The sequence below is a fragment of the Pseudomonas sp. MF06569 genome, assembly GCF_059862735.1.
This window is the reverse complement of the sequence record NZ_JCBCUZ010000005.1, coordinates 23,504-37,460: the sequence shown is the minus strand read 5'-3', so window position 1 is coordinate 37,460 and position 13,957 is coordinate 23,504. Positions and strand designations below refer to the sequence as shown.

The following is a 13,957-nucleotide window of genomic DNA, read 5'->3' as shown; positions in this document are numbered from 1 at the left end:
GCGAGTGGATTTTTCAGACCCGCAGTGAGGACATCCATGCGCCAACCCGATATCGAGATCTACCTGAAAGAAGCGGTCACCTACAAGGACGTCGAAGCCTGGCTGGCCAACGTGCTGGGCCCGTGCACCGAATGGAAAAAGAAAGGCGAAACCTGGAAGTGCACCGCAGGTGACGTACCCGTTACCTGGATGCCAAAAGCCGTCGGCAAATGGAACAGCCTGTACCTGGACAGCGACCAGACACCGTGGGAAGACGACATTGCCTGTGCCAAGGCCGCTTTTGACGCACTGAAGATCGAAGTGCGTTGCGCGCCGGGCAGCTGGGTCGAGGAACAGGGCGAGGCTGATGCTGATCGCTGGATCCGCATCAGTGAAGACGGCCAGGAAGAAATCACCTGGAAAACCGGTTCCTGAGCTGCAAATAACACCCTGTAGCCGCTGCCGCAGGCTGCGACAAGGGCCGAAGGACCTTCAGGGTCGCTTCGCAACCCATCGCAGCCTTCGGCAGCGACTACAGGAACTGCATTACAGCCCCACTACATCTTCAGCCTGCAAACCCTTGTCACCTTTGACCTGGGTGTACTCGACCTGCTGGCCTTCAGCCAGGCTGCGATGGCCTTCACCGCGAATGGCGCGGTAATGCACAAACACATCCGCCCCGTTTTCACACTGAATAAAGCCGTAGCCCTTGGCATCGTTGAACCACTTCACACTGCCTGTTACGCGCGTTGTCATGGATCCTTCCCCCCTTTTTATTATTGATCGGGCTCGTTAATTGGCCCTTTGAGAACTAGTGTTTGAACCTGACGCTTCACTACTGGGTCTTGCGCGGTGTCGCGAAAGACCACCGAGTATAAGTCAGGCAAAAAAACACTCAATCAATATTAGTTCGCCGCTTTTTTGCCGATTTTCGGGAGATACGGCACACTACCCGGCCGAGTAAACGCTCGTTTTATCCACTAACGCAGAAGCCGTATGACCCCCTCCCCATTCCGCCGCCTTGTATTTGGCGCCCTGCGTCGCTTGCTGTACCTGTGGGTGCGCTCGGAGACCATTAATCAGTCTTCCCTGACCCTGAACCTGGATCGCAGCCGACCCGTGTTCTACGTACTGCAATCGCCCTCGCTGACCGAACTGGCCGTGATCGATACCGAGTGTTCCAAGGCCGGCCTGCCGCGCCCGGTATTGCCGGTTGCAGTGGGAGAGATGATCGAGCCTGCCGCCTTTTTCTACCTGACCCCCGAGCCCGACTGGCTGGGGCGACAGGACAAGCGCGGAGCTCCGCCAACCTTGACCCGCCTGGTCGACGGCCTGACCCAAAACCCGGGCGAGGATGCGCAAATCATTCCGGTCAGCGTGTTTTGGGGGCAGTCACCCGACAGCGAGTCCAGCCCCTGGAAACTGCTGTTTGCCGACAGCTGGGCCGTCACCGGGCGCCTGCGCCGCTTGCTGCGCATCCTGATCCTGGGTCGCAAAACCCGCGTGCAATTCTCGGCCCCCATTCACTTGCGCGAACTGGTCGACCTCAACAAGGGTCATGAACGCACCGTGCGCATGGCCCAGCGTATTTTGCGCGTGCACTTTCGCAACCTGAAAACCGCCACCATCGGCCCGGACCTTTCCCACCGTCGCAACCTGGTCAAGGGGCTGGTCAATGAACCCGCCGTGCGCCAGGCCATCCTTGACGAAGCCGAGCGCGAGAACATCTCGCCGGACAAGGCCCGTGCCCAAGCACTGCGCTACGCCAATGAAATCGCCTCGGACTACACCTACACCGCGATCCGTTTTTTTGAAGTGCTCCTGAGCTGGTTCTGGAACAAGATTTACGACGGGGTCAAGGTCAACCATATCGAGAGCGTGCAGAAGGTTGCCCAGGGTCACGAGATCATTTACGTGCCGTGCCACCGCAGCCATATCGACTACCTGCTGCTGTCCTACCTGCTGTTTCGCAACGGCCTGACTCCGCCGCACATTGCCGCCGGGATCAACCTCAACATGCCGGTGCTGGGCCGCCTGCTGCGCCGTGGCGGGGCTTTTTTCATGCGCCGAACGTTCAAGGGCAACCCGCTGTACACCTCAGTGTTCAACGAGTACATGCATACCCTGTTCACCAAGGGCTTCCCGGTGGAGTACTTCGTCGAGGGCGGCCGCTCGCGCACCGGGCGCATGCTGCAACCGAAAACGGGGATGCTGGCCATTACCGTGCGCAGTTTCTTGCGCTCTTCCCGTACGCCAATCGTGTTTGTCCCGGTCTATATCGGTTACGAGCGTGTGCTCGAAGGCCGCACTTACCTGGGCGAACTGCGCGGCGCCAGCAAGAAGAAAGAGTCGATTTTCGACATTTTCAAAGTGATCGGCGCCCTCAAGAAACAGAAGTTCGGTCAGGTCGCAGTCAACTTTGGTGAACCGATCAAACTCGCCGAGTTCCTTGAACAGGAGCAGCCGGGCTGGCGCCAGCAGGAGCTTGCGCCCCTGTATCGTCCTGACTGGCTGAGCCCGACCACCAATCGCCTGGGCGAAAAGGTTGCCCAGCATCTGAATGAAGCGGCAGCCATCAACCCGGTGAACCTGGTGGCACTGGCCCTGCTTTCAACCACCCGGCTGGCACTGGACGAACAGGCCATGGCCCGGGTGCTGGATCTGTATCTGGCCCTGCTGCGCCGTGTCCCCTACTCGTCCTACACCACCTTGCCCGAAGGCGATGGCAAGGCGCTGATCAACCATGTAAAGGACATGAACCTGCTGGCCGAGCAAAGCGATGCGCTGGGCAAGATCCTCTATCTGGATGAGCAGAACGCGGTGCTGATGACGTACTACCGCAACAACGTGCTGCATATTTTTGCATTGCCTTCGTTGCTGGCCAGCTTTTTCCAAAGCGCCTCGCGCATGAGCCGCGAACAGATCCTGCGCTACACCCACGCGCTCTATCCCTACCTGCAATCAGAGCTGTTTATTCGCTGGTCAGCAGAGGAACTGGACGCCGTGGTCGACCAGTGGCTGGAGTCCTTTGTCGAGCAAGGTTTGTTGCGCTTTGAGAACGGCGTGTACCTGCGCCCGGCGCCGAGTTCGCGACACTTTGTATTGCTGACGCTGTTGTCCAGGAGCATTGCGCAAACCCTGCAACGCTTCTACATGGCCATTTCCCTGCTGCTCAACAGCGGGCAAAACACCCTGAGCGCCGAAGAACTGGAAGACCTGTGCACCATGATGGCCCAACGCCTGTCGATTTTGCATGGTCTCAACGCTCCGGAGTTCTTCGACAAGAGCCTGTTCCGCCACTTTATCCAGACATTGCTTGAAGAAGACGTGCTGCGCCGCGATGCCAACGGCAAGTTGAGCTATCACGAACTGCTTGGCGAACTGGCCGAAGGTGCTGCCAAGCGTGTGTTGCCTGCCGAAATTCGCCTGTCGATTCGCCAGGTTGCGTTGCACCGCAGTGAAGACACCCACGAGCAGCCACCGCTCTCGCTCGAAAAAACATCTTGAAGGAGAAATCCATGAAAAAAGTACTTTTACTCAGCCTCACCGCCCTGCTTGGAGCCTGTAGCTCTATGACCTCGACCCCTCAAGCATCCCTCGATGGCGAAGTGTTCTACCTGCAGCGTATTGCCCTGCCGCCTACAGCTACACTGGAAGTTAACTTGCAGGATGTATCGCTGGCCGACGCTCCAGCGGTGACACTTGCCAAGCAAAGTGGCCCAATCAAGGGCCAGGTACCCCTGCCATTTCACTTGACCTATGACCCGGCGCAGATCAAACCCGGCCATACCTACGCGGTGAGTGCGCGGATCGAAGAGAACGGCCAGTTGCTGTTTATCAGCACAGAGCGCAACAGCGTCGATCTGACTGCAAAAACCCAGCAACCTGTCCGCCTGCGTGTCGATCAGGTTCGCTAATCAAGGAGTTTGCCATGCTGCGACTTTCCATACGCTTTGCGGGCCTCTGCGCAGGCCTGTTGATTTCGGCCAATGCCCTGGCGTTATCGCTGAGCGATCTGTCCCAAGGCGACGCCACGGGCGGCCTCAAAGATGCCCTGACCCAAGGTGCGCAAATTGCGGTCAAGCAACTGGGCACCCCCGGGGGCTTCAGCAATAACCCCGAAGTCAAGATCGAGCTGCCGGGCAACCTTGGCAAAGTCGCGAAAAAGATGAAGCAATTCGGCATGGGCGATCAGGTCGATCAACTCGAAACCAGCATGAACAAAGCCGCAGAAGCGGCCGTGCCACAGGCGCAAGCCCTGCTGGTCGATGCGGTGAAGAAAATGACCGTGGCGGATGCCAAGGGCATCCTCAGCGGCGGCCAGGATTCGGCGACCCAATACCTGAGCAAAAGTAGCCGGGACCAGATCCGCGCCAAGTTCCTGCCTATCGTCAAGGCCGCCACGGACAAGGTCGGTCTGGCCCAGCAGTACAACTCATTTGCAGGGCAAGCCGCCACGCTGGGTGTGGTGGACGCCAAAAGCGCCAACATCGAAAGCTACGTGACCGAAAAGGCCCTGGACGGCTTGTTCGAAATGATCGGCAAACAGGAAGAAACCATCCGCCAGAACCCGGCAGCGGCTGCTACCAGTTTGGCGAAAAAAGTCTTCGGAACGCTGTAACCCTTGCGAAGGCGGGCTTGCCCGCCTCCACAACAATGGGTGCCCAGGCCCGGATGATGTGAGCCACACAAACCCTGTGGGAGCAGGGCTTGCCCGCTCCCACAGGGGCTTCAAGCCTCTGCTGGCTTCTTGACCTTGAACCACGCCGCATACAGCGCCGGCAAGAACAGCAAGGTCAGTGCAGTCGCCACAATCAGCCCACCCATGATGGCAACCGCCATCGGGCCGAAGAACACACTGCGTGACAGTGGAATCATCGCCAGTACCGCCGCCAGTGCGGTCAGCACGATCGGGCGGAAACGCCGTACCGTCGCTTCAATGATCGCCCGCCACGGGTCCAGCCCCGCCGCCTTGTCCTGTTCGATCTGATCCACCAGGATCACCGAGTTGCGCATGATCATCCCCGACAACGCAATGGTGCCCAGCATCGCCACAAAGCCGAACGGCTTGCCGAACAACAGCAGAAACAGCGTGACCCCGATCAGCCCCAGCGGCGCCGTCAGGAACACCATCACCATGCGCGAGAAACTGCGCAGCTGCACCATCAACAGGGTCAGCACCACCACGATAAACAACGGCACACCGGCCTTCACCGAGTCCTGGCCACGGGTGGAGTCTTCGACCGTACCGCCCACGTCCAGCAGATAACCATCCGGCAGCTCGGCGCGAACGCCCTCAAGGGTCGGCAGAATCTGCTGCACCAGTGTCGCCGGTTGCTCCTTGCCGTAGATATCCGCACGCACGGTCACGTTCGGCAGGCGGTTACGGTGCCAGATGATGCCCTCTTCGAAGCCATATTCCAGCGTCGCAACTTGCGACAGGGCAACGCTCTGGCCGTTGTCGGTCGGTACCGCCAGGCTAGGCAGCAACGCCAGCTCGGTGCGTTCCTGAGGCGTGCCGCGCAACAGGATTTCGATCAACTCGTTGTCTTCGCGGTACTGGCTGACGGTGGATCCCAGCAACGTGCTTTGCAAAAAGCGCGACAGGTTGGCCGTGCTCACACCCAGGGCCCGCGCACGGTCCTGATCGATGTTGAGATACACCACCTTGCTCGGTTCTTCCCAGTCCAGGTGCACGTTCACCACATGAGGGTTGTCGCGAACCTTGGCCGCCACCTTGCGCGCCAGTGCCCGTACCTCTTCGATATGTTCGCCCGTCACCCGGAACTGCACCGGATAGCCCACAGGCGGACCGTTTTCCAGACGCGTGACCCGCGAGCGTACGGTCGGGAATTGTTCGTTAAGGGTGTCAATCAACCAGGTGCGCAGTTCTTCCCTGTCCTCAATGGTCTTGGCCAGTACCACAAACTGGGCAAAGCTGGCCGCTGGCAACTGCTGATCCAGTGGCAGGTAATAGCGTGGCGAGCCGGTCCCGGCATACGCCACATAATTGGCAATACCCGGATGGTCCTTGAGCAGTGCTTCGAGTTGCTTGACCTGATCGGTGGTATTGCTCAACGAAGCGCCTTCGGCCAGTTTCAAGTCGACCATCAATTCCAGTCGGCTGGACGCGGGAAAGAACTGCTGCGGAACAAACTTGAAGAGCACGACCGACCCCAGGAACAGCAGCACCGTCAATGCAATCACGGTCTTGCGCCGGGTGACGCACCACTCCACCAACCGTCGGACCCGCTGGTAAAACGGTGTGGCGTAAGGGTCGGGAGCACCTGCGCCCGAACCGTGTTTGGCGGCATGAATTTTCGCCAGGTCCGGCAACAACAGCGCCCCCAGATACGGCACAAACACCACCGCCGCAATCCACGACGCCAACAGGGCAATGGTCACCACCTGGAAAATCGAGCGGGTGTACTCACCCGTGCTCGACTGCGCCATGGCAATCGGCAAAAAGCCTGCTGCCGTGATCAGCGTACCGGTGAGCATGGGGAACGCGGTACTGGTCCAGGCGAAGCTCGCCGCCTTCATCCGGTCGTAACCCTGCTCCATCTTGATCGCCATCATTTCCACGGCAATGATCGCGTCGTCCACCAACAAGCCCAGGGCCAGCACCAACGCCCCCAGTGAAATCTTGTGCAGGCCGATCCCGAAGTAATGCATGGCGGCAAACGTCATTGCCAGCACCAGCGGGATGGTCAGTGCCACCACCATGCCGGTGCGCGCACCCAGGGAGAAGAAGCTGACCAGCAGCACGATCACCAGGGCTTCCACCAACACTTGAACGAACTCGCCGACACTGGTTTTCACAGCCGCTGGCTGGTCAGAGACCTTGCCCAATTGCATCCCGGCCGGAAGGTTCTTCTGGATCCGTTCGAACTCGGTATCCAGCGCCTTGCCCAGCACCAGGATATCGCCACCGTCTTTCATAGCCACGGCCAGACCTATCGCATCCTGGCCCATAAAGCGCATACGCGGTGCCGGTGGATCATTAAAGCCGCGACGCACATCCGCCACGTCGCTGATGCGAAAGGTGCGCTCGCCCACGCGGATCGGGAAACGTTCGATCTCCTCTACCGTCTTGAAATTACCGCTGACGCGCAGTTGCACCCGTTCTGTCGGTGTTTCAAAGAAGCCCGCAGTCGACACTGCGTTTTGCTCCTCAAGGGCTTTTTGCACGGCGGCCAGCGGCAAGCCCAAGGTGGCCAGTTTGAGGTTGGACAGCTCGATCCAGATTTTTTCGTCCTGCAGCCCCAGCAATTCAACCTTGCCTACATCCTTGACCCGTTGTAGCTGGATCTGGATGCGGTCGGCGTAGTCTTTGAGCACCGCGTAGTCGTAACCTTCACCGCTCAAGCTGTAGATATTGCCGAAGGTCGTACCGAATTCATCGTTGAAAAACGGCCCCTGCACATCAGGCGGCAAGGTGTGGCGAATGTCACTGATCTTTTTGCGAACCTGATACCACAGCTCCGGAATCTGATTCGAGTGCATCGAATCGCGGGCCATAAAGGTCACTTGCGACTCGCCAGGGCGCGAGAACGAAACAATGCGCTCGTACTCACCGGTCTCCATCAGCTTTTTTTCAATACGTTCGGTGACCTGCCGAGAGACTTCCTCAGCCGTAGCACCCGGCCACAGGGTGCGAATGACCATGGCCTTGAAGGTGAACGGTGGGTCTTCGCTTTGCCCTAATTTGGTGTACGAAAGCCCGCCGACAATAGCTAGCAACAGCATCAGGAACAGGACGATCTGGCGATTGCGCAACGCCCAGGCAGAAAGGTTAAAGCCCATGGGGGTTACTCCTTGGCCGAAACATTGATTGCCCGGTTGGAGCGATCAATCGGCCGCACCTCTTGCCCGGGATGCAGCACATGCACGCCGGCAGCGACGATCCAGTCATCGGCCTTGAGGCCTTCGAGAACCGGCACGCTTTTTTCGCCAAAAGGCCCCACACGCACCGGCACTTGCTCAAGCTTGTTGCCTTGGCCGACTCGCCACACGTAGGCCGCGCCGTTCTCGGCGGTCAAGGCTGACAGCGGCACCGACAGCGAACTGTCGCCTTCGCCCTGAATGAAAACCCTGGCACTTTGGCCCAGTTCGGCAGGCACCTTGCCAGAGGTGAACGTGATACGGGCAGCAAAGGTACGTGACTTTGGATCTGCCGATGGCGACAGCTCGCGGATACGGCCGCTGAAACGCTGGCCGGGCTGCGACCACAACTCAACCGCCACCGGCATACCGATCTTGAAGCGGCTGAAATCCTGCTCCGGCAGGCTGATCAGCACTTCACGCTCACCATCGGCTGCCAGGGTGAACACGGTTTGCCCGGCATTGACCACTTGCCCCACTTCAACCTGGCGCTGGGCGATCACGCCATCTTGTGGGGCGCGCAACACGGCATAGCTGGCCTGATTGCTGGCCACATCCTGCTCGGCCTTGAGCTGCTGGAGCTTGGCAACGCCAGAGCGGTAGAGGTTTTCGGCGTTGTCGAACTGTGAGCGGCTGACCATCTGCCGATCCAGCAGGGTCTTGTAGCGATCGCGCTCAGCACGCACCAGGTTCAGATTGGCCTGCCCTGCCGCCACTTGAGCACGGGTAGCGTCCAGTTGCAGGCGCACGTCTTGCGGGTCCAGCTCTGCCAGGGGCTGATTGGCCTTGACCCGCTCACCTTCATCGACCAGGCGCCTGGTGACTTTGCCTGCGATACGAAACGCCAGTTGCGGATCGAAACGCGCGCGCACTTCGCCGGGATAGCTCTGACTTGCCAGCGCTGAAGGCTGCGGATGCACCACCATCGCCGGGCTGATGCTGATTTTTGCAGGCTCTTGCTGCCCGCATCCAGACAATAAAAACACCAGACAGACAGGCACAGCGCGGGACAAGGCATGGCGCAACATGTTGACGACCTTTCGCTAAAGGGGCTTGGAATATTTATACTGGCAGCATGTTATTAATACTAAACTCACCAGTCCAGTAATAAACGGCTATGTCTGACCATCCTTTACCCCCTAACGCTCTCGGCCGCCCCAAGGACCTGGCAAAACGCCAGTCCATCCTCGACGCCGCCAAAACCCTGTTTTTGACCAAGGGCTATGCCAACACCAGCATGGATGCCGTTGCGGGCCTGGCGGGCGTGTCAAAACTGACGGTCTACAGTCACTTCACCGACAAGGAGACCCTGTTTTCTTCGGCGATCATGTCCAAATGCACAGAGCAGCTACCGGTACTGTTTTTTGAGCTGCCGGCCGGCAAGCCCATTGAAGGGGTGTTGCTGAACATTGCCCGAGGCTTTCAAGTCCTGATCAACAGTGAAGAATCACTGAATCTGCACCGATTGATGGTCACCCTCGGCAGCCAGGATCCAAAGCTTTCGCAGATCTTCCTTGAGGCCGGACCGGAGCGCGTGGTGCACGAGATGGAGGGGTTGCTGCGCAAGATGGATCAGAGCGGCGCGCTGCGGATCGACGACCCGCATTACGCGGCAGAACACTTCTTCTGCATGCTCAAAGGCGCCCCCAACTTTCGCCTGCTGTTTGGCGGCGGTGAACCGCTGGGGCCGCAGGAAAGCGAAGCCCATGTGCAGGAAGTGGTGGGGATGTTCATGCGGGCTTATCGACCAGAGTGAAACACCCGCTCCCACATGTTCAGGGCTTGAGTGCTTTCTTCGGATAGATATCGTACCGGCTCGATTTGCCATCCAGCGCATGACTTGGCTTGGGCCCCGCAATGCACGGTGCCTTGCGGGGCCGCTTGACCACCACACGGTGGGTCGCCAGCGCCAACGCAGCTTCAAGCAGGGCCGGAGCATCATTGTCATCGCCCACTAACGGGCGAAACAGGCGCATTTCTTTTTTCACCAGCGCGGTTTTCTCACGATGGGGGAACATGGGGTCCAGGTAGATCACCTGCGGTGGCTCCCCCTCCCAATTGCGCATCACTTCAATCGAGTTGCCTTTGAGCAAGTGCATGCGCGACACGATTGGCGCCACTTCAAAGTCATCCAGGCCACGGGCCAGCCCGTCCTCAAGCAAGGCACCGATCAGCGGCTGGCGCTCGATCAGGCTCATCTCACAGCCCAGGCTTGCCAGCACGAACGCGTCCTTGCCCAAGCCCGCCGTGGCATCCAGCACCCGTGGGCGCACGCCTTGCTGAATACCCACCGCCTTGGCAATCATCTGCCCCGTACCGCCGCCAAACAAACGACGATGGGCCGCACCGCCTTCGACAAAGTCGACCCGCACCGGACCTGGCGCATCCGGCCCCAGTTGCTGCAACTGCAAACCCTGGGCGCTCAACTGCAAGGCGAACTCCGCGTCAGGCTCATCCAGAGGCAAACCCAGGCGCTCAGCCCATTGCTCGGCCAAGGCCTGAAAGGCCTCGTCCAGCGCTTCGACTTTGATACGACAGCCCGCTGCTTGCTCAATCATCTAAAAACACGCTCAAAAATTTAATGATCGGCAAAGGCTGCCGATAAATGAAATATCCGCCATTTTGCCAGAGCTGGGCGTCGACCGAGAGCTATGTCAGACATTCATTGCGCACCTATCGGCTTTATTGCGCCAATTGGCGACTTTGGCCGCCACAATTCGCAGATCACAGGCAGCGTCAATCACCTGTGGAAGGACTTCTACGCCCAGGCGTTGGCAGAACAGTCCGGTACCGATGCATTGGCGGCCATGGATGCCGAGCTGCCAGCCAGTACTGAAAACGCCGAGCCCCGTGGTGGCACCCACCTGTTGGGCACTATCGTGATCCAGCGCCACTGCGAGGTTCAGGACACCGAACTGCGCCCGCCTGAAGCCCTGTTCTTGCCCATTGCCGAATTCGAACTGGACCTGCTGCCGCCACCCGCCGTGCCCTACCCGCCTGAAGACATTGTCGAGCAACAGCACCAGCAAGATTTCAACAACACATGGGTGCGCCCGATCGTCATGACCCAGGGTCATCCGCTGCCCGATCCAGGCCCGGGGCCTGAGCCACGACCTTTGCATCTGCCCATAGCCGAGTTTGAACAGGACTTGCTGCCACCCCCCGCCGAGCCATTCGACGCCATTACGCTGATAGAGCAACAACGGGCGATGGACTTCGACCTGGGCTGGGCCCGCCCGATTGTCATCAACAACCTGCGCCTGGCCGCTTAAAGCAGGCCCAGTTGCTCGCGAGCCTGGGATTGATGCAACTCGGGCAGTGGGGGCAGGCCCGGTAAGCGCTCACTCAATTGGCGATGAAAACGCCGCGCCAGCTCAGGAGCGCGGTGATTGTCCGGCGTATGCAAAAACACGTAGGGCGTACGCCCCTCCTCGATCCAGCCCGCGACTTTTTCAATCCAGGGCAACAAATAAGGATCGTTGGCCTCCAGCTCCGGGCGGCCAATAAATCGCACCTGCGGACATTGGGTAAAGGCCGCCGGGCGAGGCGGCACTTTGGGCTTTTTCGATTGAGCGTGGAGCACGGCAGGATCGGTCGAGTGGCAACTGAACAGTGCCCGGGGATCAAGGCAGATACGCTCGACACCGCGATCCATCAGCAAGCGGTTGAGCAGCCGCTCGGCATCGCCCCTGGCAAAGAACTCCGGATGACGAACCTCAATGGCCAGCGGGCGCTGCAAGGTGTCCATGAAGCTCACCAGCTCGCTCAAGCGCTGAGGCCCGAAACTGGCTGGCAGTTGCAGCCAAAACGGCGCTACCCGCCCCCCCAGGGGCCCCATGAGTTGCAAGAAATCTTCAGCGGCTTGCAACTGCTCACGCAAATCGCCGCCGTGGCTGATATCCCGTGGAAACTTGGCGGTGAACCTGAAGTGTTCAGGCAGGCTTTGCGCCCAGCGTTCAACCGTGGCCGGTGCCGGGCGGGCATAGAACGTGGTGTTGCCTTCGACGGCATTGAAGACCTGCGCATACAGGCTCAGGAAATCAGTTGAACGCGCGTTCTGCGGGTACAGGCCTTCGCGCCAGGCGTTTTCACTCCAGGACGGACAACCGAGGTAATAAGGGAGGGACGTGAGGGTCATGGCTCAAATATACAGATCCAGCCCCAGCACTTCTGTTTCCCAATCGACGAAGCCTGCGGTGGTCAGGTAGCTGGCAAGGGCACTGGCTGCGCTTTTGCTCATGGCACGCTGGAAGATCATGTCCTGGGAACGGACCGGCAACTGGCTGATGCGCTCACCGGAAGGTGGGGTACGGGCAGCCTGGGGGGTGTTTTCGAACGAGGCTTCATTGTCGTCAACCGACTCATCGACCAGCGGCTGACCTTTACGCGGCTTGCGCTTGATCGGGTAGGACTGGGAAGAAAAGCCGTCAATGCGCATGGCAACAAGCTCGTTAGCGATAGTTACAATTTAGCGGCGCTGGCAAGACTAAGCAAATGGGCCGGCTATTTTGTAGTCGCTGCCGAAGGAACGAGGCTGCGTTCGTCAGCGGCTACAACAGCGGATCAAACGCCACGTTCAGCTTTTGTAGCTGCCACCTTGTCGCGCAAGTACACCGGCTGTGCATCATCGGCCCGGATGGCCTCGCCACGGGCCCAGGCAAATCGGGCCAGGGTCAGCAGGTCTTCGGCGTGAGGCAACATGCCTGCGTCCATTGCGTACGGCTTGACGTTCAAGCGCTCGGCATACCCCCAGCCAGTCCCGGCGCCAAACCAGTCACCGCTGGCGCCATCCGGCAAGGCAGTTGCTTCCGGTGCGAGCACGGCTTCAGCGCCTTGCAGACGCATCTCCCCCGCCTGCTCGCGATAGCAACCCCAATACACTTCGTCCATTCGCGCATCGATGGCCGACACCACCTGGGTCGCGCCGTGCTCGCGATGGGCTCGCTGGGCCAGTACCGCCAGATTGGAGATCGGCAACACCGGGCGCTCCAGCGCAAAGGCCAGCCCCTGGACCACGCCAATGGCAATGCGCACACCGGTAAAGGCGCCAGGACCGCGGCCAAAAGCAATGGCATCGACCGCCGACAACTCGATCCCGGCCGCAGCCAGCAAGTCTTTGATCATCGGCAACAGCTTTTGCGCGTGCAGGCGCGGGATCACCTCGTAGTGGCTAGTAACCTTGCCATCGTGCAACAAGGCAACTGAGCAAGCTTCAGTCGCGGTATCCAGGGCCAGCAAGGTGCTCATCGGTGTTCCCGTCAGAATCAGAATTGAAAAAAGTGCAGCAGTATAAACAACAACAGCCCGCAAGCGGGCTGTTGTGATGACGCAAAATCGACTTATCAGCTCAGCGCTTCAAGCACCTTGGCCGTGATCGATTCGACCGAGCCAACACCTTCAACGTGGCTGTACTTGGGCTTGCCCTGGGCAGCAGCCAGCTTCTGGTAGAAGTCCACCAGCGGCTTGGTTTGCGAGTGGTAGACCGACAGGCGGTGACGAACGGTTTCTTCGGTGTCGTCCTTGCGCTGTACCAGGTCTTCGCCGGTCACATCGTCCTTGCCTTCCACTTTTGGCGGGTTGTAGACGGTGTGGTAAACGCGGCCCGAAGCTTCGTGTACACGACGGCCGGCAATACGCTGAACGATCTCTTCGTCTTCAACGGCGATTTCCAGCACGTGGTCCAGCTCCACACCGGCTTTTACCAGGGCTTCAGCTTGCGGAATGGTGCGCGGGAAACCGTCGAACAGGAAACCGTTGACGCAGTCTGGCTGAGCAATGCGCTCTTTCACCAGGTTGATGATCAGGTCATCGGATACCAGACCACCGCTGTCCATTACGCCTTTGGCGATCAGGCCCAGCTCGGTGCCGGCTTTAACGGCTGCACGCAACATGTCGCCGGTGGAGATTTGCGGGATGCCAAATTTTTCAGTGATGAACTTTGCCTGAGTACCTTTACCGGCCCCGGGAGCTCCCAGCAGAATTACGCGCATCGATGTGCTCCTCAAATTTTTTATTTAAATGACAACAGACTCGCCTCTTTGGGCCAGTCTCAAAATCGGATTATGGCCATCAAAACGGCCAAGGGCTGATCAAG

14 protein-coding genes are annotated in these 13,957 nt (G+C 59.2%); 6 read left to right on the top strand and 8 right to left on the bottom strand.

All coding sequences use genetic code 11. The features are described 5' to 3' along the window. Window positions 1-36 precede the first annotated feature (36 nt). Window positions 37-414 (top strand): hypothetical protein, encoded by a 378-nt coding sequence (locus AC19YQ_RS07005; protein WP_133077740.1) that lies wholly within the window; start codon window positions 37-39, stop codon window positions 412-414. Window positions 415-525: 111 nt separating this feature from the next. Here AC19YQ_RS07005 and AC19YQ_RS07000 read toward each other — a convergent pair whose 3' ends face one another. Beyond that, window positions 526-735, bottom strand: a complete 210-nt coding sequence (locus AC19YQ_RS07000; RefSeq protein WP_219261633.1) for a cold-shock protein — start codon at window positions 733-735, stop codon at window positions 526-528. A 240-nt stretch (window positions 736-975) separates the two neighbouring features. Between AC19YQ_RS07000 and plsB the strand changes: the two genes are divergently transcribed. From plsB to AC19YQ_RS06985, 3 genes are read left to right on the top strand one after another with little or no spacing between them, the layout of a single operon-like run. Further along, window positions 976-3,486, top strand: a complete 2,511-nt coding sequence (gene plsB / locus AC19YQ_RS06995; protein WP_500594853.1) for a glycerol-3-phosphate 1-O-acyltransferase PlsB — start codon at window positions 976-978, stop codon at window positions 3,484-3,486. 11 nt (window positions 3,487-3,497) lie between these two features. After that, the gene (locus AC19YQ_RS06990; RefSeq protein ID WP_326397440.1) at window positions 3,498-3,896 is read left to right on the top strand and encodes a YbaY family lipoprotein; all 399 of its coding nucleotides are present in this window, start codon (window positions 3,498-3,500) and stop codon (window positions 3,894-3,896) included. Between the two features lie 14 nt (window positions 3,897-3,910). Next, on the top strand, window positions 3,911-4,600 hold the full coding sequence (locus AC19YQ_RS06985) for a DUF4197 domain-containing protein (protein WP_326397439.1): 690 nt from the start codon (window positions 3,911-3,913) through the stop codon (window positions 4,598-4,600). A 110-nt stretch (window positions 4,601-4,710) separates the two neighbouring features. Here AC19YQ_RS06985 and AC19YQ_RS06980 read toward each other — a convergent pair whose 3' ends face one another. Both AC19YQ_RS06980 and AC19YQ_RS06975 read right to left on the bottom strand, forming a co-directional pair. Next, window positions 4,711-7,785, bottom strand: coding sequence for an efflux RND transporter permease subunit (locus AC19YQ_RS06980; RefSeq protein WP_326397437.1), 3,075 nt, complete (start codon window positions 7,783-7,785; stop codon window positions 4,711-4,713). 5 nt (window positions 7,786-7,790) lie between these two features. Further along, a complete protein-coding gene (locus AC19YQ_RS06975; protein WP_326427317.1) occupies window positions 7,791-8,891 on the bottom strand; it encodes an efflux RND transporter periplasmic adaptor subunit in 1,101 nt (366 codons plus the stop codon). A gap of 89 nt (window positions 8,892-8,980) precedes the next feature. Between AC19YQ_RS06975 and AC19YQ_RS06970 the strand changes: the two genes are divergently transcribed. After that, window positions 8,981-9,619, top strand: a complete 639-nt coding sequence (locus AC19YQ_RS06970) for a TetR/AcrR family transcriptional regulator (RefSeq protein ID WP_133077747.1) — start codon at window positions 8,981-8,983, stop codon at window positions 9,617-9,619. A 19-nt stretch (window positions 9,620-9,638) separates the two neighbouring features. On the opposite strand, the gene AC19YQ_RS06965 is transcribed toward AC19YQ_RS06970, so the two are convergent. Beyond that, window positions 9,639-10,421 carry a class I SAM-dependent methyltransferase gene (locus AC19YQ_RS06965; protein WP_219261638.1) on the bottom strand — a complete coding sequence of 261 codons (783 nt, stop codon included), beginning with the start codon at window positions 10,419-10,421 and terminating at the stop codon, window positions 9,639-9,641. Window positions 10,422-10,514: 93 nt separating this feature from the next. Here AC19YQ_RS06965 and AC19YQ_RS06960 point away from each other — a divergent pair, with 93 nt between their 5' ends. Then, a complete protein-coding gene (locus tag AC19YQ_RS06960) occupies window positions 10,515-11,135 on the top strand; it encodes an energy transducer TonB (RefSeq protein WP_326397433.1) in 621 nt (206 codons plus the stop codon). Here AC19YQ_RS06960 and AC19YQ_RS06955 read toward each other — a convergent pair. The 4 genes from AC19YQ_RS06955 to adk all read right to left on the bottom strand — a co-directional run bounded on the left by AC19YQ_RS06955 (window position 11,132) and on the right by adk (window position 13,853). Further along, window positions 11,132-12,001 carry a DUF72 domain-containing protein gene (locus tag AC19YQ_RS06955; RefSeq protein ID WP_133077750.1) on the bottom strand — a complete coding sequence of 290 codons (870 nt, stop codon included), beginning with the start codon at window positions 11,999-12,001 and terminating at the stop codon, window positions 11,132-11,134. The genes AC19YQ_RS06960 and AC19YQ_RS06955 overlap by 4 nt on opposite strands. Before the next feature lie 3 nt (window positions 12,002-12,004). After that, entirely contained in the window at window positions 12,005-12,301 is a 297-nt protein-coding gene (locus AC19YQ_RS06950) for a hypothetical protein (protein WP_019822138.1), read from the bottom strand. Between the two features lie 125 nt (window positions 12,302-12,426). Beyond that, complete coding sequence (tsaB, locus tag AC19YQ_RS06945; protein ID WP_133077751.1) at window positions 12,427-13,110, bottom strand: tRNA (adenosine(37)-N6)-threonylcarbamoyltransferase complex dimerization subunit type 1 TsaB; 684 nt, start codon at window positions 13,108-13,110, stop codon at window positions 12,427-12,429. Between the two features lie 95 nt (window positions 13,111-13,205). Continuing rightward, complete coding sequence (adk, locus tag AC19YQ_RS06940) at window positions 13,206-13,853, bottom strand: adenylate kinase (RefSeq protein WP_095001284.1); 648 nt, start codon at window positions 13,851-13,853, stop codon at window positions 13,206-13,208. Window positions 13,854-13,957 lie beyond the last annotated feature (104 nt).

Coding starts and splice junctions, on each gene's coding strand:
- AC19YQ_RS06990 (WP_326397440.1), top strand. CDS start 3,498: ATGAAAAAAGTACTTTTACTCAGCCTCACCGCCCTGCTTGGAGCCTGT.
- AC19YQ_RS06950 (WP_019822138.1), bottom strand. CDS start 12,301: ATGCGCATTGACGGCTTTTCTTCCCAGTCCTACCCGATCAAGCGCAAG.
- AC19YQ_RS06965 (WP_219261638.1), bottom strand. CDS start 10,421: ATGATTGAGCAAGCAGCGGGCTGTCGTATCAAAGTCGAAGCGCTGGAC.
- AC19YQ_RS06960 (WP_326397433.1), top strand. CDS start 10,515: ATGTCAGACATTCATTGCGCACCTATCGGCTTTATTGCGCCAATTGGC.
- AC19YQ_RS06975 (WP_326427317.1), bottom strand. CDS start 8,891: ATGTTGCGCCATGCCTTGTCCCGCGCTGTGCCTGTCTGTCTGGTGTTT.
- AC19YQ_RS07005 (WP_133077740.1), top strand. CDS start 37: ATGCGCCAACCCGATATCGAGATCTACCTGAAAGAAGCGGTCACCTAC.
- plsB (WP_500594853.1), top strand. CDS start 976: ATGACCCCCTCCCCATTCCGCCGCCTTGTATTTGGCGCCCTGCGTCGC.
- AC19YQ_RS06970 (WP_133077747.1), top strand. CDS start 8,981: ATGTCTGACCATCCTTTACCCCCTAACGCTCTCGGCCGCCCCAAGGAC.
- AC19YQ_RS06985 (WP_326397439.1), top strand. CDS start 3,911: ATGCTGCGACTTTCCATACGCTTTGCGGGCCTCTGCGCAGGCCTGTTG.
- adk (WP_095001284.1), bottom strand. CDS start 13,853: ATGCGCGTAATTCTGCTGGGAGCTCCCGGGGCCGGTAAAGGTACTCAG.
- AC19YQ_RS07000 (WP_219261633.1), bottom strand. CDS start 735: ATGACAACGCGCGTAACAGGCAGTGTGAAGTGGTTCAACGATGCCAAG.
- tsaB (WP_133077751.1), bottom strand. CDS start 13,110: ATGAGCACCTTGCTGGCCCTGGATACCGCGACTGAAGCTTGCTCAGTT.
- AC19YQ_RS06955 (WP_133077750.1), bottom strand. CDS start 12,001: ATGACCCTCACGTCCCTCCCTTATTACCTCGGTTGTCCGTCCTGGAGT.
- AC19YQ_RS06980 (WP_326397437.1), bottom strand. CDS start 7,785: ATGGGCTTTAACCTTTCTGCCTGGGCGTTGCGCAATCGCCAGATCGTC.